The organism is Lewinella sp. LCG006, from assembly GCF_040784935.1.
Lineage (GTDB): Bacteria > Bacteroidota > Bacteroidia > Chitinophagales > Saprospiraceae > Lewinella.
This window is the reverse complement of the sequence record NZ_CP160680.1, coordinates 4,777,122-4,797,245: the sequence shown is the minus strand read 5'-3', so window position 1 is coordinate 4,797,245 and position 20,124 is coordinate 4,777,122. Positions and strand designations below refer to the sequence as shown.

Below are 20,124 nucleotides of genomic sequence, written 5' to 3'. Positions count from 1 at the left end.
GGAGGATAAGGAGTAGAAGTGTTCGTTCTGAAGTATCGGAACGAACACCCCCGCGATCCCGACCTTTCGTCGGGAGAGCACTCCCACGAGCGCAGCGAGTACCACCACACCCCTACAGGCAGCGATTAATCAATGCTACTGCGTTTTAGAAGGAATAAGCTCTACTTTTATACCATGAAAGCCATCTCCCTCCTTCTCGCGCTCCCACTCCTCCTAGCTGCACAGCAATCGGAGTACACTTACGTTTTTCAAATTACGGCCGACGAGGCGCAAACACTTTATCAATACCAAGGAAAAGATCTGTACAGTGATCCGTTTCTTTACCAATTGGTGGATTCTTTTAAAACGGAGATTCCGGCCCTTGCTATCGGTCATTATTTGCTGGTCAAGGCGGCAAGGGAAGGTCTGAATATCCAGCAACACAGTGTACACCAATACGGCGTACAGCAAATTGCCGATGGCAATCATCTTCGAATAGAAGTAAGGGATACCAATAGCTTGCTTGTCGCAAATGGTCGCCTACTTTTTGACGAAGAGCAAATCCCCTGGCAAGCAGAATTGCAAAGTTATCGTACTAAAAAGCCGCGCCACAATGGCTGGCTACGCATCGAAATGCCCGGCGATACACTCTTCTATCGGGTAGCCTACAACAAAATCAAGCCCCAGCGGCGGCGCTTCTTTCGTACGCCAGTTGGTTATTTTTTGAGTACGCCTTACCGTTTTGCTAAAAACACTTACCATTACTTTAAGCGCGGTATTGGGCACGGCAACTGGTACCTCAACTGGCGGCGCATCTGGCCATTCCCAAAAAAAGACCGTACCCTCAAAGGCTACATCGCCCTCAGTCAGCCCCGCTATCGGCCTGGTGATACGCTGCAACTCAAAACCTACCTCACCAAACGCAGTGGCCGACCATTCAACAAACCGATTCAATTGCAGGTGAAAGGTTATCGGTACCAACAAATAATCGATAGGAAACTCGAACCGAACCGTCCAGGTGCTTTCACCACCGAAATCTTGCTGGCCGACTCCTTGAGGCTTGACCAGACGTATCAACTCTACTTTTCGGTGCCCAAAAAAAGTAAATACGGCCAAAAAACGGCCTCCTTCCATTTAGAAGATTACGAGTTGGATGCAGCTTCCTTTGAGTTTGACATTCCTCAAAAGCAATACCGCCCTGGTGAACCCATCCTGATTAGCGCCAGCGGGCAAGACAAAAACGGCAACCCACTTCCTGGCGCAGCGGTAGAGCTGGTGGCATTGCGGCAGCACGTCACGGACATCCAACCAGATTCGCTGATGATACCGGATACCCTCTGGACTTATCAGCAAGACCTAAGCTTGCGGGAGGATACTAAAATAAGGTTACCCGATAGCTTGCTTTATCCCGCTGATTACTCGGTTAAAATAGAGGCCTTCTTTTCTACCGCTGGTGGAGAATCAGCACAAAAGTCAGGTCATTTTACCTACCTGTACCGCTCCGGAAAAGTTGAACATTCTCTCCAACAGGGCCAGTGGCAGTTTACCTACCAGGAAGCGGACAGCAGCGTTGGCCAAACAGCAACTTTGGCAATAAATCGCAGCATCCCTCCTTTTATCCAAAATAAAACGGTGACCCTTCCCCACCAGGAAAAGCTCGACCCATTTGTCACCAACTACCTCCTGGAAACCAGCAATAAGCTTCGATATCCCCTGAGCATAAGTCAAGAAGCAAGCGGCGTGGAAACCCTAGGGCAACACGCAGGTGATTCCTTGTTCCTTCAATTCATCAATCCACACGGTGTCAACATCACTTACCAGCTTTATGAAGGGGCCCAAGGTATTGCGGAAGGTAATTTAGGACAAGATACCCTTCTGGGAATGGCAGCCCAAGCACAGAAAAAATACCAACTGGATATTCAGTATACCTGGGCCGGGGTGGCTCGCAACAAAACGCAGACGTTTCAGTCTTATGCCCGCCAATTGCAGTTCCGTACCGAACTGCCGGATCAAATTATTCCCGGCCAGACCGTGCAGGTAAAGATACAGGCTACTGACCAGATGGATCGTCCCGCCAAAGGCGTAGAGATGGTCGCCGGTGCCGTCAATGCTCAATTCAATTCACTACAAAATCTTACCCCGCCTCAGATCACCTACAAAAACCGCAAAGGCTTCAAACAGCGGCATCAGTTTAATTTGCAAGCCGTCAGTAACCAACATATTACGTCCATCAGTCCGCAATGGTACCAACGATTTGCGCTTGACACCATGCTGTACTACCAAATCCGTTATCCGGAACTAGGGGTTTTCGAGCAGCAGGATACCATCCTCGCCGATTCGTTTTATTTGCAAAACCCACAGATCAGCCCCTACCTGGTGGAAGACCACAAGTTGCAGCCGATCTATTTGATCTATCTAAACAGGGAGCTGGTGTACAGTCATTACAGTCAGGACGATGGTCGCTACGCCTTCAACGCTCGCCCTGGCTACAATCAAATCCGTATTCGCACCCTCGAAGCCGAGTACCGGATCGATAGTGTGTATGTAAAAGCAGGCCACAAGCTGAGTTTTGCGCTTGACGCAAAAACGTTTGGCCTCCACCCGGTTTATGGCTCGCGGATTAAGCGAACAGCCGCCGAAAAACACCTTAGCCAGGGAGAGAAAGATTTGCTCAATTTGAAAATGATCCGCATCAGAAAAGAGGAGAGGCGATCTGTTAGTTATCTCTATTCCGACAGCACCCAAATCTACCAATGGAACAATGCTTACACCAATCTCAATCCCAAAGTGATCGGGCCTGTGCCAGCTAACCAATACCTCACCTATTTACAGCGGGATGGATTAAGAAACCGCTTCTTTTACGAACCAGGCTACATTTACGAGATCAGAAGTGGGAGGGAACGGCTTTACAGCGACGCCTTTCTGGTGGCGAAAACCAGGTACGACTTGCCGGAAGTGCTCCCCCACCCTGCGCTGAATCAGCTCGCGCTGAGACCATCAGACATCATGGCTTCCTCTCCTTTACAGAAAAGGGTGCTTTTTCGCAGTGGTTGGCATTACGACATGGATGGCGGTCATCTGCAGCTCCTCTATGGACAGGAAAATGATTCTACCCTGGCCGCCATAAGCCTGCAAAACGTCAATGGGGAATACAGCATTTACCGGGCCAGCGACCGCTATTTTGCGAGATTGCCACAGGGTTATTACAAGCTTACCCTGATTACTCCGGCGGGTTATACCGCTCAACGAAAATGTTGGATCTACCCCCAGCAGTTGCAAGTACTGGATTTTCGTGGTGTTGCCTTCGAGCAAGATACCACCCTTGATCTTTTCAAAGAGTTGTACACCTACGAATTAGCAAAGCCCAGTTTCATAACCTATACTGATCAAAACACCAGACCTGCCAACAACATCTATCAGGATATTGGCTATCTGGCAACGGGGGTCTTAACCGACGAAGAAGGTGAGCCACTCATTGGTGCGACGGTCTTGCTTGCGGGTACTGAAATAGGTACGACAACGGATATTGATGGCCGTTATGCACTTTGGGTACCCGATGCCAATGCGATCCTGCAATTTTCGTATACCGGTTTTAGTACCCAACAGGCTAAGGCAGGGAAAACAGGCGAACAAGTTGCACTGAGTAGCGCAGGTATTCTTTTAGAGGAAATTGTTGTAACGGGCTATTCACCCGTAATCAGGCAAGACAATACCACTAGCACTATCCTTTCCGGCAACCTTTCTGGCATCCAAATCCAACGTCTCCCCACCCGCAACATCAATGCCCTGGCAGCAACAACGGCGGGCATAAGTGTTGCCGATGGTGATCAAATCAACATTCGTGGCAGCCGCGATGCGGCTACTTACTACTACATAGATGGTGTCCGCGTAAGTGCCGCCCTACCCGGTGCGGAACTTTTACTCAGCGGCAGCGGCCTGCGCACCGAGTTTCGCGATTACGGCTTTTGGGTCACCGATCTGATCACCGACAAACAAGGCGAGGCCTACTTTCAAGTCACTTTTCCGGATGATATCACCCAGTGGAAGACCTTCGTCCTGGGCATGGACGACCGCAAACGGGCTGGTGCATGGTACGGCGAAACGGCAGCTTTCAAGCCCGTACTGGCCCAATTGTTCCTGCCTCGTTTTCTGCTGCCCGGTGATCAAATTGATCTGGTAGGAAGTAGCGTCAATTACACCAACGACACCTTCCAAATCAGCACCCAATTGGAGGTAGAAGGGGTGTCATTGCTCCAAAAAGAACACCAACTCATCGACGGCATTACCGACGAGGTTAGTTATACCGCCCTGGAAGGTAGGGATAGCCTTACAGCCAAATACACCCTCCAAACCGGCAACTACCAGGATGGTGAAGAACGTTCTATCCCTATTTTCAAAGTGGGAACGGAAGAAACCCTTGGCGCTTTCCACCGCTTACAGGGCGACACAACCATTGAGCTAAGTTTCCCACCGGAAGACGGGCCGGTCACTATCTACGCCAAGCCCGATATGCTGCGCGTGATGCTGGAGGAGATCGAAGCACTGATTGATTATCCCTACGGCTGTAATGAACAAAGCGCCAGTAGACTGCTGGCCTTGCTGATGCACAAAGAAATTCAGGAAGCCATTGGCCAAACCTTTACGGGTGAAGAAGCTATCCAGAAAATGGTCGCCCTCTTGCGGCAACGCCAGCGACCAGATGGTTCATGGGGTTGGTGGGGCGGTAGTCCACGCAATCAGTGGATGACCATTTACGTGATCCGTGCCTTGCACGCAGCCAAGGAAGCAGGTTACGAAACGGAAGCTCTCGAAAAAGGCCTAATTTTCTTGACCAACCAATTCAATAGCCTTGGCGGAACTTCTCGCCTGGAAGCCATCGCTTTGTTTTCCGAAATCGGGCAAAACATGGACTATGAGGCACTCTTGACGCCTTACGACACCCTGCCCTACCTCAATTGGACCACGCTGACCACCACCTTGATCCAAGCTCAACAGGGCCTCCCCTTCCAGTTGGACACCTTGGCCAAATACCGTCAGGAAACCCTCTTCGGTGGGCATTACTGGGGACAAGATGGCTACGGTTTTTATCACAATTACCAACAATACAACCTGCTTGCCTACCGTACTTATAGGGCAGCAGGAGTAACCGAAGCACTTGCTCCCATTCGGCAGTTCTTTCTGGAACAACGGCACCGTAGCCCAGGTTATCACGGGCGAGCAGGCTACCGCAACACCTTTGAGGCCGCCCTCATCCTACGCACTATTCTACCCGATTTACTGGAGGAATATCGCCGAGACACTGCCCTCAATTTCAAACAACAGCTGGTCATTAGCGCACAAGAAAACATCCTTTGGGATTCCTTTCCACAACAAGTGACCATTGATGCGGGCCAAGCCATTCGCATCCAGAAAACGGGGATAGGGCAAACCTTCCTCACGGCCTACCAACAACGCTGGAACCCACAGCCCGAACGGGTAGAAGGACCTTTCATCGTCACCAGTAGCCTCTGGCAAGGAAACCAGGAAACCGACCAGTTGGAGCAAAGCCGTCCCGCCTTCCTGAAGGTGGAACTAAAAGTAGAAAAAGCGACCGACTACCTGCTCCTGGAAGTTCCCATCCCGGCAGGCTGTTCTTACGGAAGCAAGCAAGGCATTCGCGGCTACACCGAAACCTACCGCGAATACCTACGCAATAAAGTCGCCATTTTCTGTGAGCACCTCGAACCCGGCACTTACAACTACTTCATTGAGCTGGAGCCGAGGTTTACTGGCCAATTTCAGTTGAACCCGGCGAAAGCGGAGCAGATGTACTTCCCTGTTTTCTTTGGGCGGGAGGGGATGAAGGGGGTGAGGATTGAATGATGATAGTGGCGACGTAGGTGCAACCGACGCCGAACCTGGGATTGATGGAAATAGCCTGCAAATATAGTTCGCGCGTCCCTGCCTGCAAGGCCAGCTTGCTGGCAGGCAGGGACGCGGAGACGCAGAGGGTTATATTGTAGAGCCGCGATGCATCGCAGCTCTACAATATTTACCTACCGCTACTGGCATGGCCTTAAAACAGGAGGATCAACTTCCGTTAATAATACCTGTACCGACGTACTCGCGCCAAATGCTTGGCCAGGCGAACGACCTGACAGGTGTACCCATATTCGTTGTCGTACCAAACGTAGAGCACAACATTGCGGCCATCGGCAGAAACGATGGTTGACGGCGCATCGACCACCGAGCAACAAGTGGTGCCTACCGCGTTGCTAGACACATATTCCGTGGAGGAAGAATATTGGATTTGTTCTACCAAGTCGCCTTCCAAAGCTGCTGCTTTGAGGTAATTATTGAGGTCATCCACGGTGGTTGGCTGCTTGAGTTGCAGGTTCAACACGGCGAGTGACACATTAGGCGTGGGTACGCGAATGGCATTGCCTGTGAGCTTACCCGCCAATTTGGGCAGCACCTTAGCCACGGCAGTAGCGGCTCCAGTGGAGGTCAGTACCATATTTACGGGTGCTCCGCGGCCACGGCGAGGTTTCTTGTGGAAGTTGTCCAGCAAGTTTTGGTCATTGGTATAGGAATGGATCGTTTCAATGTGGCCTTGCTCAATCCCCAACTGTTTTTCCAATACTGCTAGCACCGGCGCAATGGCATTGGTGGTACAGGAGGCAGCACTGAAAATTTGCCTTTGCGAAAAGTCTTCCGGCTCATTGACGCCGTAGACGATATTGGGTACATCGCCCTTGGCGGGAGCCGTCACAAGCACCTGGGCGATACCTGGACGCAGGTGAGTGCTCAGTTCCTTATCATCACGCCAAACGCCGGTATTGTCGATCAAGAGTGCGTCCTGGATGCCAAATTTCGTGTAATCAACCTCGGAGGGTGATCCGGCGTAGATCAGTTGGATGTGATTGCCGTTGACGATCAGCTCGTTGCCGTCGGGGCTTACTTCTACCAGGCCGTGAAACTCGCCGTGCACGGAATCGGAGGCCAGTAAGGAAGCACGCTTGGTTGCTTCTGCAAAACGGTCCGCCAATTTTGGGCGAATCACGATCGCCTTTAGTCGCAGCTGCTCTCCCCGGCCGGTAGACATAATGATCCGGCGGGCAACCAGGCGGCCGATACGACCGAAGCCGTAAAGTACAATGTCGCGACCATCTTCATTGAGGGGAGCTGCGCCCCGCAGGTGGTTCATTTTATCACCAACGAAGGCGGCCAAATCGGGATAGTTTTTGGCCTCTGCTTGCCATTCCAGCCCTAGCTTGCCTAAATCTATCCGGGCAGCAGGCAGGTCTTCCAGGTCACGAATGGCTTTGGCCAAAGCCAGTGTCTCGGTAATGTGGAGTGCCTCCGCCGAATAATTTTCTGCGAAACGGTGGTCATTCAGCAGTGCGCTTGGTCGGGCATCGTAAATATCCTCGCGGAACAATACCAACTCAATGGCGCGATCAAAACGTAGATCGCCAACGATCTGTAAAAGTTCTAACGCCTGCTTTTCTTCGTGGCGCCATGCTTCCAGTGCTGCATCAACACGTACTGCTTGCGGAGCTTTTTCAACTAACATGTGGTGGTGGTTTTAAAGTAGAGACGCAATGCATCACGTCTCTACTCTACCACAACTTTACGGCTGGCGCGCTGGTCATCAGTTGAAACGGTTAGGAGGTAAACGCCTGCCGTCAGTGGTGGTATAATTTGGTTTTGCCAGGTGAAAGTACCGGGTTGGACGCCTTTAATGGTATCCGTTACCACAACTTTCCCCTCTATATCGCGCAAAGATACAGTTACTGTCGCGGATTTCCTGACGTTTAGCTGAATAGTGAACGTTCCTGTGGTAGGATTTGGAAAAACTTTCAGGTCGAGGTCTCCATCTGTGATGTCCTCCACAGAGGTACTGACCTTCTTGATCAGCTTGAGGCGGTAGATGACATTACTGGCCACACTTTGGGTGCCATCGTTTACCCAAAAAATGTTAGGCGCACTACTGCTGATACCACCAAAGATGTAACCCAACTCCATGGTATCAGCAGTGAGTTGATCCATTTGCAAAACACCATTTTCGTACATTGGTAAACCTGGCAAAGCAATAAACTCAGCACCAGACCCCAGCAAAGCAGGCATCACTTCTTCTAGTTTGTGCTCCGACATGGTGCCATCCGCAATTCGGCTTACACGGGCAATGGTATTCACAAAAGGTACATTATCGTCTTGCATCAGGTCGTTACCGTCTTGATAGTACTGCGCCATCCCACCAAAAAACACGGTGTGCATTTCGTTGGTCGAAGCCGCGTACAGCGAGACGTGAGCACAGTGATAGTGATTAAAGTACTGTTCAAAATTAGCCTGTACTTGATAGCTATTGGCGGTAATATTGACGCTGCTGAGGTAGGGTAAATCCTGCTCGTACTGAAACACGCCGGAAAATAGCGTCAGTCCCGGCGTACCATCCGGCATGATTTGGGCCGCCAGGTTGTAATCGCGGCGGTGTAAGTTGACGGTATCGGTCCAAGGTGTCAGCATCGTAATCGTCAGCTCATTGCCATCATCTGTTAATTGGAAGCGGCGAATCTGATTGGTGTACTCCTGAAAAAATCCAGGCCCATGATCCGGCCCGTGAGGATTGTAACGACCAATGAATTTTTGTCCGCCCACCAGGTAGTAGGTATCCCCAATTTTATCCAACTGCCCGCCAGTAACGGCAAAGTCCTCCACTGCCTGATAGCGAATATGGGGGTTCAAGTCTCCATTGTTCTTGATGGCCGTGATAATTCCCGGCACATGGATCGCGGCAATCTGACCGAAGGTCGTATGGTCGTTCTCCAAATTACTGAAGCCATAGCCCCCCAACACGTAGAGATAATCCCCCTCCTGTTGGTACTCAAGATTGGTAGCGCGCAATTGCTCCTGAAGCGCTGCGGGCAAAGTCTCCAAACTGGCGACCCAACGCTGCTGCTGCACAGGGTCTACCACGATCAGTTGATCATTGTGCCCGGCAATATCAAAGGAGGCAAATGGCTGCCGACGGTGCAAGCCATCCAGCCGCCCGCCTACGATCAGCCACTGGCCATCGTACTCGCCATGCGCGAAGGATTGAAGGCCGCCCAAATTGTCGATCGCAATGGGCTCCAGGGCCACCGAGTAGTTAAAAGACTGGCCCATAAGTATCCCGCCCATAGTAATGACAAGGGCGAGGCTAAATAATATACGCATATTGAAATGTGTTGATTTTTTTAAAAAATGTACCTACCAAGCTTCGCCGTGTTGCTCCTTAAAATGTTCGGGGAACCATGCTGGTACGGGTAAGTCGTGATCGTAAATAAATGCCGCCAACTGCTGCACCTCCGCTAAAGGCAAAGCTACCGGAGGCATCAGTCCAAACCGACGTACCGGCCCGCGCATGACCGCGTTTTCCTCGGTGGGTGTTATCGTAAACGAAGCTAAACGTTGCACAAAAACATTGCGATCGGGGTAAAGCTGTTGGTACTTGTGTTTTATGCCCGCCAAAGGGGGAGCCAGCATATCATCATGCGAAGCCGACTCAGGGTTATGACACGAATAACAGTTTTGCTTAAGTAAGCGCGCACCTTCTTCTTCCGACAGTGGAATAATTTGCGCCAAGTCGGCCAGTGTTTCGGCAGTGAGTACCTCTTCTTGATTAGCTGGTTCTGATTGGCAAGCAAATGTTATTCCTCCAAGGAAAAGGGCCGCTACAAGCAAGCTTACAGTATGGCTAATACGGCTCCAAGTAGCCCTCTGCTTGAAAATGAATGGAGCAATTATCTTTTGCATCATCAATGGGTGTTGATTCAACACCAAAGATCAGTACCTCACGATTGGTATTCCGTGTTCTGGATCACAGAACCAGCCAATAATTCAGCTTTAGTACCAAGGCCCGGTTTTTAGGCCCCCAAACCTCCACCGCATAGTTGTCTGTATAGACCAAAAACAACCACGACAAAGGTTTAAACTGCCACTGCAATCGGCTATTGATGTTGAAATTGTCGTCCTGGGTATTGTATTGCACGAAAGTGTTCCAAAAGAGGTTTTTGGAAAAATTCACCTCTGCCCGTGGGCCAATGAGCCACAGCTCGCGCTCGCCGTAATTTTCAGGAAACTTCAGCCGGTTATACTCTGCCGAAAAGGTAAAATTCCCCCAGGGTTGTACGCGGTACTGCGCACTTGCTCCTAGTAAAACACGCTGGCCGTTGTAGAAACCACCCGACTCGGCCCGCAAATTGAAGCCAAACCGCTTGCGTTGATCGGAAGTGTAATTCATGCCGTAGTCCAGGTAGTTGTAGCGGCCAGCAGGTAGTGGGTCGCCCTCTGTAAAATCAAAAGGAAACAATAAGTCCGTCGTAAAGCTGGTTCCCCCGACAACAAACCGAGAAGAATTCGGGAATACAGCTTCGCCAATCAAGGAGGTCGTTCTTTCATTCAGGCTATAGTCATCGTTCAGGAAAAGTGCGTTCTCAACGATGATATTCAAGTTTTGCAACCAGTCTGCGGCCGGCAATAAGGTAAAAGAAACAGGCGTGTAAAGAATCTTGTATCCCCTCCTGATGATCGTATCCCGCAGGGCATCGTAATTCTCCAGGCGATTGACAAAACCTACATCCGCAAAGTAGTTTTCCCCTACGGATACCATATCCAGTAAAACATTAAAGTTAGCGGCAGTATAAGCTCCCCCCATATTATAAAAGGTATGCTTATCCGCTACACCTTCCCGAAAAGCACGGTGGTAGCCCGTCCAGCCCAACCAGGTTCCATCAGCACTCTGGTAGTTAAATTCCAGGTCGGCATTGCGGTTATAATCCGTGGTACTGAATTCACCATTGGCAAAAGCCTGCCGGTTGGTAAACATCCCCCTGACGGTAGAACGCTCCAGCACGCGATGCGTGAAAGCGGCCGTCACATAGTTTTGCCCAGCCTGAACATCATTGGCCTTGGTCTGCACCCCCAACACACCGATGCGCAAATCGTCGGTCACATTGCCCGTCAGGCGAGCTCCAAAGGTGATGGGTACGGCCTGTCCATCTTCATCCAATCCGATCCGCCGACTGAAAAACGGCCGCGCCGGAGGGATACCAAAGCTGGCAAACAGGTCGCTATTCTCCAGGAAAAAGTTTCTGCGTTCTGGAAAAAACAGGCTAAATCGCGTCAGGTTGGTCTGCTGTACATCTACATCTACCTGACTAAAATCGGGGTTCACCGTCAGGTCCAGATTGAGAGAAGGGCTCAGCGCAATCTTGGCATCCGCCCCTACCTGGCCTACAAAATCTTCAAGATCTTCGGGTAATTCCGCTTCCTTATCTTGTTGATAAGCCCCTGACAAATAAGGGATCACCGCCACATTACCCTTGGCTACCGGCGGTGCTGTATCCCACACCAACTTGCCAGAATATCCCTGATCTATCCCCCAAAATTGTCGCGGAATCGGAGCCCATACGTGAAACTGATTGTGCTTGATGTCATTCCTCAAAAAATTGATGCCCCACTCGGTGGTACCTGCTTCGTAGCGTAAGGTCTTAAATGGTATGGCCATCTCTACCGTCCAGCGGTCACTGTACTGCTGGGTTGCTACAAACCAGATATTGTCCCAGTTATTGTCCCAATTACCATCGCCGCTACCGCCGCCCAAGAGGGCCTCCATCTGCACCCCCAAAGGGTTTACCCCAAACATAAAGCCATTTGTGGCCTCGTTTACGGGGTCCAGCGTGATCGCTACGGCATCGCTTTCCCAATAACCAGCATCTCGCTTCAGGGTCTGAATAATATGGTTTTGGCTGGTATCGTAACAGACAATCCCTACGTACAAAAACTGGTCATCATAGGTCAGCCGAGCTTCCGTTTTCAGGCTTGCCCGTACATTATCACGCGGGTCTTTTTCCCAGAACCCATCTGCTACCATTGCCTGCTCCCACGAAGCTTCCGACAAAGCGCCATCCAGTTGAATGTTGTCAATAGAACGTTGAATGCCGAGTTGATGAGAAGATTGGTTGGGGCGTTCACTTTGAGCCATAGCAGCCACTCCAAGCAGGCCACTGAGCAAGGTCAGAACAAGACGATTCATGGTGGTATAATTTGCGTTTTTTCCGTCAGGGACGCTCACAAAGTTCATGTAAAGTGAGCTTGTGAGCCACAACACAAAAACCTCCTCATGAGTTCCAAAACACAAAGGTCGGAATTTTCAATTTATTTGCATCACCACCAGCCTAAGGGCGGTGGTCTGGCTGTACGCTCATTCCGCTCCTTAGAATCGGGTATGTAGGTAAGTACAAATATATTTTGTATATTCTTGTGTACCAAATACTTAAGTCGTGACAGCTACTGAGCACAAAGAACATATTCACAAAATCATTTATCGCCTTGCGGAACAGGGATTAACACAAAAAGATATTGCCCTTGCGACGGGTTATACCCAGGCAGGAATAAGCCATACGCTTGCCAAAATCAAATCCGCGAATGGTGTAGAAAACTACAAAGTAGGCAAGCCTAGTGGTAGACCAGCAAAGCTTAAACGTCATCAGCGACAAGAATTGAAGAGGTTGCTAGCCAAAGGAGCTAAGGCCAATGGTTTTCCAAGCGATGGTTGGACTCGGATGAGGATTCAATCCTTTATAAGTGTTCGTTTCCAAGTAGATTATAGCCTTCCTCATATTAGTAGGTTAATGACCAGACTAGGTTACAGTCTTAAGCAGCCTCAAGTCAAAGACACTAGACAGCGTTCTGAACAAATAGCTTATTACGAAACAGAAGTAATCCCGGAGCTAAAAAAAAACTAATGGAGCCAGATCAAAACATCGTTTTTGTAGATGAGAGCAGCTTTTGTAGTGCCTCTAGTTCTACTAAAGTCTATGAATTGATTGGACATAGTCCGGTACTCAAGGAAGTAAACAGTGTAACTGAAAGAGTTTATGCCATTAGCGGCATAACACCACGAGGAGAGTTGTTTAGTGAGGTTTACCGCACTGCTATTAGCACGAAGCAGATCATCGCTTTTTTAAAACTTTGCCTGAACAAAATGGAAGGTCAACTCAATATCATTTGGGACAATGCAAGTATCCACAAGAGTAAAGAGCTAAAACATTTTTTACGATCAGATTCACAAGCACGTAATCGCTTACAACTCTATTCAACCCCTGTATACTGCCCCCAGTACAACCCTGACGAACAGGTTTGGAACTTCTTGAAATCGGAATTCCTAAAGCACCGCTGGTGCAAAACTAAGAGCCAGCTTCACAAAACGGTAGAGGCTGGGCTGGAATACTTAGCGATGATGCCAGATAGAATCCGTGCGGCTTTTAGGCATTCCGATGTCAAAATAATGGAATATTAATTTTTTACGTACTTACCTAGAAACCCGATTCTAAGGAGCGGAACCGCTGCCATCCTTTGCTGTTGCGTGCCTACCGGCACCTTACGCGTAGTTTCTTGGGCAGAGGGCTGATCGTACCAACACGATCATACGATCCGGGCTAATCGTACCAATACGATCATACGATCCGGGCCAATCGTACCAACACGATCATACGATCTGGTTACGCATCCTGTAGAGACGCGATGCGTCGCGTCTCTACGGGATATTATTCCTTTCAATATGCTGAAAATGCCTCTCCTGATGCGCAATCACAAATCGGAAACTATCCCCCAATTTCAGGCTTACCCATTTGCTCAAAGAGGTCGGTACTCGGTACGCCCCCAGGTCTACCTGTCGGGCACGTTGCAGCAGGTACAACAACCGGTTCTGAAGTGCCAAAAAGGCTTCTATTTCAGCATCTACTTCTAATTCACTGCTGTGAGGGGGAATGGCGTTTGCTGGTGATTTCATTTTCACCTTTAGGGCTTGCTCCTCTTCAGCCGGACCAATGATATTGGTAAAATAGTTACCCAACCAACCACTACGGAAGGTCTCCTTAGCACTGCTCTGCGTGTCATCCAAACAGCGCTCAAGGGCTGCTGTGTAAAAGGTGGCATAAAAATTCAGATGATACAGATGCTGAACAACGCTCCAACTATCTCCTGCTCCAGGAGCACTCAGACGAGCATCATTACTAGCGCGGAGTGCTGTGACAACGTCAATTCCTCTTCGCACATTGGCTTCTAAATCTTGTAGTAATTCCTTACGATTAAATACAGGCATGTTCTTCTTTTTAATTCTACCGCAAAGGAGCAGCTATTCCCAGAAAAAAATCTTGAGGAATGTCAAGATTTATAATTTCACACTTCCTAGTAGGCGGCTAAAAGTGGCCGGGTCAATGCCTAAATACGAAGCCAGGTATTTGTGGGGAATCAAATTGAGCACATGCGGACTACGCGCTAAGAGCGCCCTGAATTTAGCCTCTGCACCGGCCGTCTGCAATTCCGCTTGCCGCAATAACACCCCTTCAAAAGCACTCGCGGCCAATGCCAGTGCCAAGCGATTCATTTCCGGATACGTGAGACACTGCTCGATAAATGCCTCGTAGGAAATACGCAAAAAACGACTATCCGTGAGCGTTTCTAAATAAAAATGAGAAGGATGCTGCCCCAGAAAAGAGTCAGCCACTCCACTTAGAGAAGGGGCGTACATAAACACCAGCGTAGCTTCTTTGGCGCCATCTTCGGTAAGAAAAAAGACCCGTTGAATACCCTCCAAAACAAAATACAGGTAACGCTCTCGCTCACCCGCCGCCGTCAAGATGGTACGCCGTTTGGCAGAAAAGGGCTGCCAAGCCGGAAGGCAGGCTGCCCACACCTCTTCTTTTAGTGCTACCGTTTGATTAAAAAACGCCCGCAACTGTGCCTGGTCCGACCTATCTGCCATGGACATAAGTATTACGCAAAAAAATCTCTCCCACCCCTTGTATGTTTAGCATATAATTCTATCTTTGCACCGCAAAATTAATAACTCGTAGGAATTATGTTAATTATCGACGTTCGCAGTGGCGAAACTATTGACAAAGCACTCAAGCGTTACAAGCGCAAATCTATCAATACTCGCATCATCCGCGAAGTACGTACCCGCCGTGAATTTACGAAGCCTTCTGTAAAGCGTCGTAATGAAACCTTGAAGGCTATCTACAAGGAAACAAAATTCCGCGACGTAGAGTAAGCACGCTTACCATTAATTTATTATGGCCCATCTTTGGTGCCAGAAAATCCCAAATAGCTATCAGTTATTTGGGATTTTTTATTTGAGAAAACAGACTTGCGCTGTTAGGACAGGTAGAAGAGCCTGATAAAATTCATTCCCCATCGCTGAGAAAAATCACTTACTTAACACGGCTTTCCAACGAACTTGTGGGTATTAATCAACGACTACAAGTTATGGATAATCTACATACTGTTGCGCGCATCATGACGAAAAACGTCATCAGTGTATTCGAAACCGCTACCTTTTCAGAAGTGAAGAAAATTTTTGATACGCACCATTTCCACCATGTGCCTGTATTAGATTTTAATAACCAATTGAAAGGGATTATCAGTAAAGAAGACCTGGCCAAAGCCACCTACATCCTTAGCCTTAATTCTTCTGGCCGGACCTACAGCCAGAAAGAGTTTGATTATCTTTCTGCACAAGACATTATGTCCGCCTACCCTGTTTTTCTGACCCCTGACGACCAGATAGACCTCGCAGCAGACGTATTCTTGTCCAACAAAATGCATGCACTACCCATTCTGGATGATGGCAGACTGATCGGCATCGTAACTACCCACGACCTGCTGCGCTATGCCTTTACAGAAATGCGGACTGGTGTGTATTAAAGTGAGGTTGGGGATGATAATCTGATCACCAAGTAGTTACGGCCCCCAACCTCACCGTACTTGGTATTGGGCACGGTGTACTTGGATTAAAAAGACGTTCCATCTGAGTACCTGATACTAAGTACTTAATTAACTTTGGGGCAAAATTGTCCATTTGACTTTCCCGTATCAAACCAAGACCGTTACCCTCGACCTGGATGGTCTAGCAGTAACACTTACCCATATTACCAACCTCGATGAGTTGTTGGATGCATTAATTGAAAAAGGAGAAGATCACGAAGATTATCGCGATCAGCGTATTCCCTATTGGGCTGATTTATGGCATTCTGCTATCGCTCTGGGTAAGTACCTGGTACGGGAGAAAATCATCCAACCCGATTTGAAGGTAACAGAAATAGGATGCGGCCTTGGTCTTCCTGGCATCGTGGCAGGAATGTTGAGCGCAAACGTTTTAATGACCGACTATCTTGCGGAGCCTTTGGTGTTCTTGAAAACCAATTGGGAGCAAAACTCAAAGGCTCCACTCCAGACTTTACAAATGGACTGGCGGCAACCAGCCAAGGAGGTACAAACAGACTTACTACTAGCTTCTGACGTAGCTTATGAGGAGCGTTTTTTTGCGGACTTGGAAAATGCTTTTAAGCTGATGATGCGTCCAGGTGGACGTATTATTCTTACCGAACCTTCCCGCACCATGGCCAAAGAATTTATTAGCAAACTAGGGGAAAACCCTGACTATAAGCTACGGTTAGTTACTGACGATGTTCTCTGGGATGGCGTTACCCGAACGGTAAATATTCTTGATCTAATGGTGATCAATTAATTTCACAACAATTTGTAATCAAGCTTTCATAATCTGGTCGATCATGCGAAAGACGGTGCACGAAAGCGTCCTTTATTTTACCTTCCTGAAGGACAAAGACACCAGGCATTTGGAAACCATCTCCTATTTGCTTGTAACTCAAACCATTTCCTTCAATGATACCCGACTGAAATCCTCGTATCCAGGATTGCAAGCCGAATAACTGGGTAAAATTGCCTTTGACCAGCCCGAATTGTGCGTAATATTCACATTCTGGATCGCTGATATGTACAGCACCCGCAAGTTGATACCGTTGAAAGTAACGGTCAGCAATCTTGTTATCTGTCATGTGTACAAAAATCACCTGAATACCTGATGCTTCTATTCGAGGCTTAATCTTTGCAATATCACTGAGTGCTTCTCGGCAAAACGTACAGCCAAAGTGCCGCAAAAAAACCAACAACACTGGTTGCTCAAAGGTAAGATCCCAAAGGCTGCTCCCTTCGTTGGTAAGCATACTTTTTATTACCTCCTGGTCGATTGAAAACGTGTTCATATACGGCTGACGGAATAAGTTTATTTTATTCCTGCACACCTAACAAACAGAGGGTGGTGAATTGTTCATCATTTTGCTCGATATTTTGTCAGCGCTTCATCATTAGCGCAAATAATACGTTAGAATATGTCCGGGATTTTGGCAGAATGAGTAGCAGCATTTTCATAGTCCGTCAAGGCAGGATTTGTGGAAAGATGACGCCGCTATTTTCTCGACTCGCAAGGCAAAAAACGTAGGCAACGCAGCGCGTTGGCGAGGCTTTTTAACGCAGCGAGACGGGAAAAGGGCAAGTCAGAATTCACAAATCCTGCCTTGGAGGACTATACCCAAAAAAGAAATGGGCTACCTTCTGTTGAAGATAGCCCCATTGGTTCGCCGAACATTACTGTTAAGCTGGTTTGATTTAGGCGTCGGAAACGGCCAAATCATTTTCGTATTTCCTGACTAAGCTAGCCTGATTTGACGCTAGTTGATTCAGCACTTTCAATTCATCTTCCAATTTGGCGGAATGTTCTTTGAATTCAACTAAATCATTGAGTGCTTTTCGCTTACGGTTAATGTCCAAAATTCGATTTAGGGTCTGTTTGAGGGCAATACGGGTCCTTAATAACCTCTGCTTGAGAGACCTACGATTCATGAGCATTGAGTTTGATGATAAAACGATTAGGCAACAGAAATAAAAACATAATTGCAATTCTTATTCCATCCGATGCTAAAAATACGAATTATATTTTGGAAAAAATAAATAATCCAAATTTTAACAACAAATGATTGCTTGACATAAAAACTCCTTAGCACAGATTTTAGTTCGTCTACCCAAGCATTTTAACATCATTATCTTAGCTCTGCATCGTTGCAAATTACTGCCGACTGCGCTATTGCTGAATTTTTGACCAGTTGTGGTAAATCACCCAACCTGACAGTACGGACAACAATAAACTTATGGCTGCTTGACCAAGTGCGCCGTAAAGAAGGAAGCCAGTGCTAAACAATAATCCATAGACCAAAAAGCAGCCAGCAAACATACAGGTCAACTCCAGCATAAAGGAGCTGGTGGGAATGGGTGCGGCCAATTCTTCCGCTTTTTTCGCATACTGAATAACCGCATCCCAGCCAGCAGAGTGCGGCCTGATGAGGCGGTAAAAACGAATGAGGGTGTCTTTGGCAGTAGGTCGCGTCAGAAAAGTTACGACTACCCAACCCACGGTCGTAATGCCTACACTGTACACCAATCGGGCATGATCAGGCAGATCAGTCGGGTGTAAAAATTCGAAATACACGGCTACGAAGAAGGAAATAAACATGGCTGCAATTTCCGAGTAGGCATTGATGCGCCACCAAAACCAACGTAGAATAAACAACAATCCCGTACCGGCACCAATTTGCAGGATAATATTGAAAGCCGCCAGGGCATCTTCCAACGCCAGGGCCAATAAGGCCGCGAGTGCCATCAGCACCACCGTCATCACACGCCCCAACAATACTTGTTCTTGCTCCGTCGCTGTTGGTTTAACGAAACGTCGGTATACGTCGTTGACCAAATAAGAAGCTCCCCAATTGAGGTGCGTAGAAATCGTCGACATGAAAGCAGCAATCAGGGCAGCGAGCAAAAGTCCTAGCAAGCCAGAAGGCATAAACTGCAACATCAGTGAAAACCCAAGATCGTGCCCCAGTTTGTTTAATGCGATATCGGGTTTCGCCAGGTGAATGTAGACCAAGCCTTCCTCCGACAAGGGGTCCGTCCACTTTGCTTGCTCGGCAGTGCCTTTGTTTTTTTCATAAAAGATGTAAGCCAGCGAGCGTACTTCTAGTGACATAGGATGTTCTTGCACTATTTTTTCCAAGCGCTGATAATCTACCTGCTTTTCTCCACCTGCATTTTGTGCCACCTGGTAAGCGAGTCCTTGCGCTAAAACAGGCAGAGCTTCCTCGTCTAGATGCTTATTTAGAAAATCCGCAGCATCCGCATGTACGTATACTTGTGGCGTTGCCGGACTGGGATCAACTTTTAGTGGATAGTAGATCAATGAAGCCAGTGCGATGAGCAACCAAGGCCAGGGACGCAGTGCATAGTGCGTAATATTGAACAACAAGGTTGCCCCGATCGCATGCTTCTCATTTTTTGCCGACAGCATCCGCTGGGCTATGTAGCCACCACCACCAGGTTCTGCTCCCGGGTACCAGACTGACCACCACTGCACCGCTAACGGTAATATAAACAAGGGCCAGACCACTTCCCAATTATTAAAATCAGGAAGAAAGCTTAGCTTACCTTGCAGGTTAGGGTGCGCCAGGAGGCTATCCAGCCCCTGTATGTCCGGCCGATCCAGGATGATCATCGCAGCCCAAACCATGCCCCCCATGGCCAATGCAAACTGAAAAAAGTCAGTAATGATCACTCCTCTTAGCCCTCCCATGCTGGTGTAAATGACGGTTACCACCGAGGCTATCAAGACCGTTTGCACGGGAGTCAGGCCCAGGAGGACCCCGCCTATTTTGATCGCGGCCAAACAGACGGTAGCCATGATCATGACATTAAAAACCACCCCCAAGTAAACAGCACGAAAGCCCCGTAGAAAAGAAGCGGGTTTGCCGCTATAGCGCAGTTCGTAGAATTCGAGATCCGTTAATACGCCTGACCTACGCCATAGTTTCGCGTACAAGAAAACAGTCAGCATTCCGGTAAGGAGGAAAGCCCACCATACCCAGTTGCCCGCCACCCCATTTTGGCGCACAATATCGGCTACAAGGTTTGGAGTGTCCGCGCTAAAGGTAGTAGCTACCATACTGATCCCCAGTAGCCACCAGGGCATTCCACGGCCAGAAAGGAAAAATTCAGCAAAGCCCTTGCCGGCTCGCCGCGAGGTCCAGACCCCAATTACCAGAGAAAAAAGAAAAAAGGCGGCAATGATGCCCCAGTCAAGGGTACTCAAACGCATAGGAGGGAACTTTAACGACTAAAGCGTATTGGTTAATCGTGCCCAATTTAACAAATTCCGTGCCTTACACAATACTTTTGAGTACTTAACTTCTATTCATCAAAAAAGCCGCAAGC

At 48.5% G+C, this 20,124-nt stretch carries 15 protein-coding genes; 6 read left to right on the top strand and 9 right to left on the bottom strand.

The features are described 5' to 3' along the window. The first annotated feature begins 174 nt into the window (after positions 1-174). Positions 175-5,841, top strand: coding sequence for a carboxypeptidase-like regulatory domain-containing protein (locus AB0L18_RS17240; RefSeq protein ID WP_367388552.1), 5,667 nt, complete (start codon positions 175-177; stop codon positions 5,839-5,841). A 217-nt stretch (positions 5,842-6,058) separates the two neighbouring features. Here AB0L18_RS17240 and AB0L18_RS17235 read toward each other — a convergent pair whose 3' ends face one another. The 4 genes from AB0L18_RS17235 to AB0L18_RS17220 all read right to left on the bottom strand — a co-directional run bounded on the left by AB0L18_RS17235 (position 6,059) and on the right by AB0L18_RS17220 (position 12,037). Continuing rightward, positions 6,059-7,534: a glyceraldehyde-3-phosphate dehydrogenase gene (locus tag AB0L18_RS17235; RefSeq protein ID WP_367388551.1), complete on the bottom strand. Its 1,476-nt coding sequence runs from the start codon at positions 7,532-7,534 to the stop codon at positions 6,059-6,061. Positions 7,535-7,575: 41 nt separating this feature from the next. Beyond that, positions 7,576-9,177 carry a T9SS type A sorting domain-containing protein gene (locus AB0L18_RS17230; protein ID WP_367388550.1) on the bottom strand — a complete coding sequence of 534 codons (1,602 nt, stop codon included), beginning with the start codon at positions 9,175-9,177 and terminating at the stop codon, positions 7,576-7,578. Positions 9,178-9,210: 33 nt separating this feature from the next. Then, entirely contained in the window at positions 9,211-9,759 is a 549-nt protein-coding gene (locus AB0L18_RS17225; protein WP_367388549.1) for a cytochrome c, read from the bottom strand. Positions 9,760-9,820: 61 nt separating this feature from the next. Beyond that, positions 9,821-12,037, bottom strand: a complete 2,217-nt coding sequence (locus AB0L18_RS17220; protein ID WP_367388548.1) for a DUF5916 domain-containing protein — start codon at positions 12,035-12,037, stop codon at positions 9,821-9,823. A 247-nt stretch (positions 12,038-12,284) separates the two neighbouring features. On the opposite strand from AB0L18_RS17220, the gene AB0L18_RS17215 reads away from it, so the two are divergent. Both AB0L18_RS17215 and AB0L18_RS17210 read left to right on the top strand, forming a co-directional pair. After that, positions 12,285-12,749: a transposase gene (locus AB0L18_RS17215; RefSeq protein ID WP_367388547.1), complete on the top strand. Its 465-nt coding sequence runs from the start codon at positions 12,285-12,287 to the stop codon at positions 12,747-12,749. Then, on the top strand, positions 12,749-13,303 hold the full coding sequence (locus AB0L18_RS17210) for a transposase (protein WP_367388546.1): 555 nt from the start codon (positions 12,749-12,751) through the stop codon (positions 13,301-13,303). The genes AB0L18_RS17215 and AB0L18_RS17210 overlap by 1 nt, the downstream gene beginning before the upstream one ends. 237 nt (positions 13,304-13,540) lie before the next feature. Here the strand turns inward: AB0L18_RS17210 and AB0L18_RS17205 are convergent, their stop codons facing one another. Both AB0L18_RS17205 and AB0L18_RS17200 read right to left on the bottom strand, forming a co-directional pair. Continuing rightward, positions 13,541-14,107 (bottom strand): DinB family protein, encoded by a 567-nt coding sequence (locus AB0L18_RS17205; protein ID WP_367388545.1) that lies wholly within the window; start codon positions 14,105-14,107, stop codon positions 13,541-13,543. 69 nt (positions 14,108-14,176) lie between these two features. Further along, positions 14,177-14,770, bottom strand: a complete 594-nt coding sequence (locus tag AB0L18_RS17200; RefSeq protein WP_367388544.1) for a Crp/Fnr family transcriptional regulator — start codon at positions 14,768-14,770, stop codon at positions 14,177-14,179. A gap of 96 nt (positions 14,771-14,866) precedes the next feature. On the opposite strand from AB0L18_RS17200, the gene rpsU reads away from it, so the two are divergent. The 3 genes from rpsU (at position 14,867) to AB0L18_RS17185 (ending at position 16,534) form a co-directional block, all read left to right on the top strand. Next, a complete protein-coding gene (rpsU, locus tag AB0L18_RS17195; RefSeq protein ID WP_367388543.1) occupies positions 14,867-15,058 on the top strand; it encodes a 30S ribosomal protein S21 in 192 nt (63 codons plus the stop codon). Between the two features lie 215 nt (positions 15,059-15,273). Next, positions 15,274-15,711 (top strand): CBS domain-containing protein, encoded by a 438-nt coding sequence (locus AB0L18_RS17190; RefSeq protein WP_367388542.1) that lies wholly within the window; start codon positions 15,274-15,276, stop codon positions 15,709-15,711. Between the two features lie 154 nt (positions 15,712-15,865). Then, entirely contained in the window at positions 15,866-16,534 is a 669-nt protein-coding gene (locus AB0L18_RS17185) for a methyltransferase (RefSeq protein ID WP_367388541.1), read from the top strand. Here the strand turns inward: AB0L18_RS17185 and AB0L18_RS17180 are convergent. The 3 genes from AB0L18_RS17180 to AB0L18_RS17170 form a co-directional block, all read right to left on the bottom strand. After that, positions 16,527-17,069, bottom strand: a complete 543-nt coding sequence (locus AB0L18_RS17180; RefSeq protein WP_367388540.1) for a SelL-related redox protein — start codon at positions 17,067-17,069, stop codon at positions 16,527-16,529. The genes AB0L18_RS17185 and AB0L18_RS17180 overlap by 8 nt on opposite strands. Before the next feature lie 403 nt (positions 17,070-17,472). Then, positions 17,473-17,706 carry a hypothetical protein gene (locus AB0L18_RS17175; RefSeq protein ID WP_367388539.1) on the bottom strand — a complete coding sequence of 78 codons (234 nt, stop codon included), beginning with the start codon at positions 17,704-17,706 and terminating at the stop codon, positions 17,473-17,475. Positions 17,707-17,944: 238 nt separating this feature from the next. Further along, on the bottom strand, positions 17,945-20,008 hold the full coding sequence (locus AB0L18_RS17170; RefSeq protein ID WP_367388538.1) for a sodium:solute symporter family protein: 2,064 nt from the start codon (positions 20,006-20,008) through the stop codon (positions 17,945-17,947). Between the last annotated feature and the right edge of the window lie 116 nt (positions 20,009-20,124).

Bases quoted from the DNA above. Each gene is read 5' to 3' on its own strand.
- AB0L18_RS17240 (WP_367388552.1), top strand. From the start codon at position 175: ATGAAAGCCATCTCCCTCCTTCTCGCGCTCCCACTCCTCCTAGCTGCA.
- AB0L18_RS17235 (WP_367388551.1), bottom strand. From the start codon at position 7,534: ATGTTAGTTGAAAAAGCTCCGCAAGCAGTACGTGTTGATGCAGCACTG.
- AB0L18_RS17230 (WP_367388550.1), bottom strand. From the start codon at position 9,177: ATGCGTATATTATTTAGCCTCGCCCTTGTCATTACTATGGGCGGGATA.
- AB0L18_RS17225 (WP_367388549.1), bottom strand. From the start codon at position 9,759: ATGATGCAAAAGATAATTGCTCCATTCATTTTCAAGCAGAGGGCTACT.
- AB0L18_RS17220 (WP_367388548.1), bottom strand. From the start codon at position 12,037: ATGAATCGTCTTGTTCTGACCTTGCTCAGTGGCCTGCTTGGAGTGGCT.
- AB0L18_RS17210 (WP_367388546.1), top strand. From the start codon at position 12,749: ATGGAGCCAGATCAAAACATCGTTTTTGTAGATGAGAGCAGCTTTTGT.
- AB0L18_RS17205 (WP_367388545.1), bottom strand. From the start codon at position 14,107: ATGCCTGTATTTAATCGTAAGGAATTACTACAAGATTTAGAAGCCAAT.
- AB0L18_RS17200 (WP_367388544.1), bottom strand. From the start codon at position 14,770: ATGGCAGATAGGTCGGACCAGGCACAGTTGCGGGCGTTTTTTAATCAA.
- rpsU (WP_367388543.1), top strand. From the start codon at position 14,867: ATGTTAATTATCGACGTTCGCAGTGGCGAAACTATTGACAAAGCACTC.
- AB0L18_RS17190 (WP_367388542.1), top strand. From the start codon at position 15,274: ATGGATAATCTACATACTGTTGCGCGCATCATGACGAAAAACGTCATC.
- AB0L18_RS17180 (WP_367388540.1), bottom strand. From the start codon at position 17,069: ATGAACACGTTTTCAATCGACCAGGAGGTAATAAAAAGTATGCTTACC.
- AB0L18_RS17175 (WP_367388539.1), bottom strand. From the start codon at position 17,706: ATGAATCGTAGGTCTCTCAAGCAGAGGTTATTAAGGACCCGTATTGCC.
- AB0L18_RS17170 (WP_367388538.1), bottom strand. From the start codon at position 20,008: ATGCGTTTGAGTACCCTTGACTGGGGCATCATTGCCGCCTTTTTTCTT.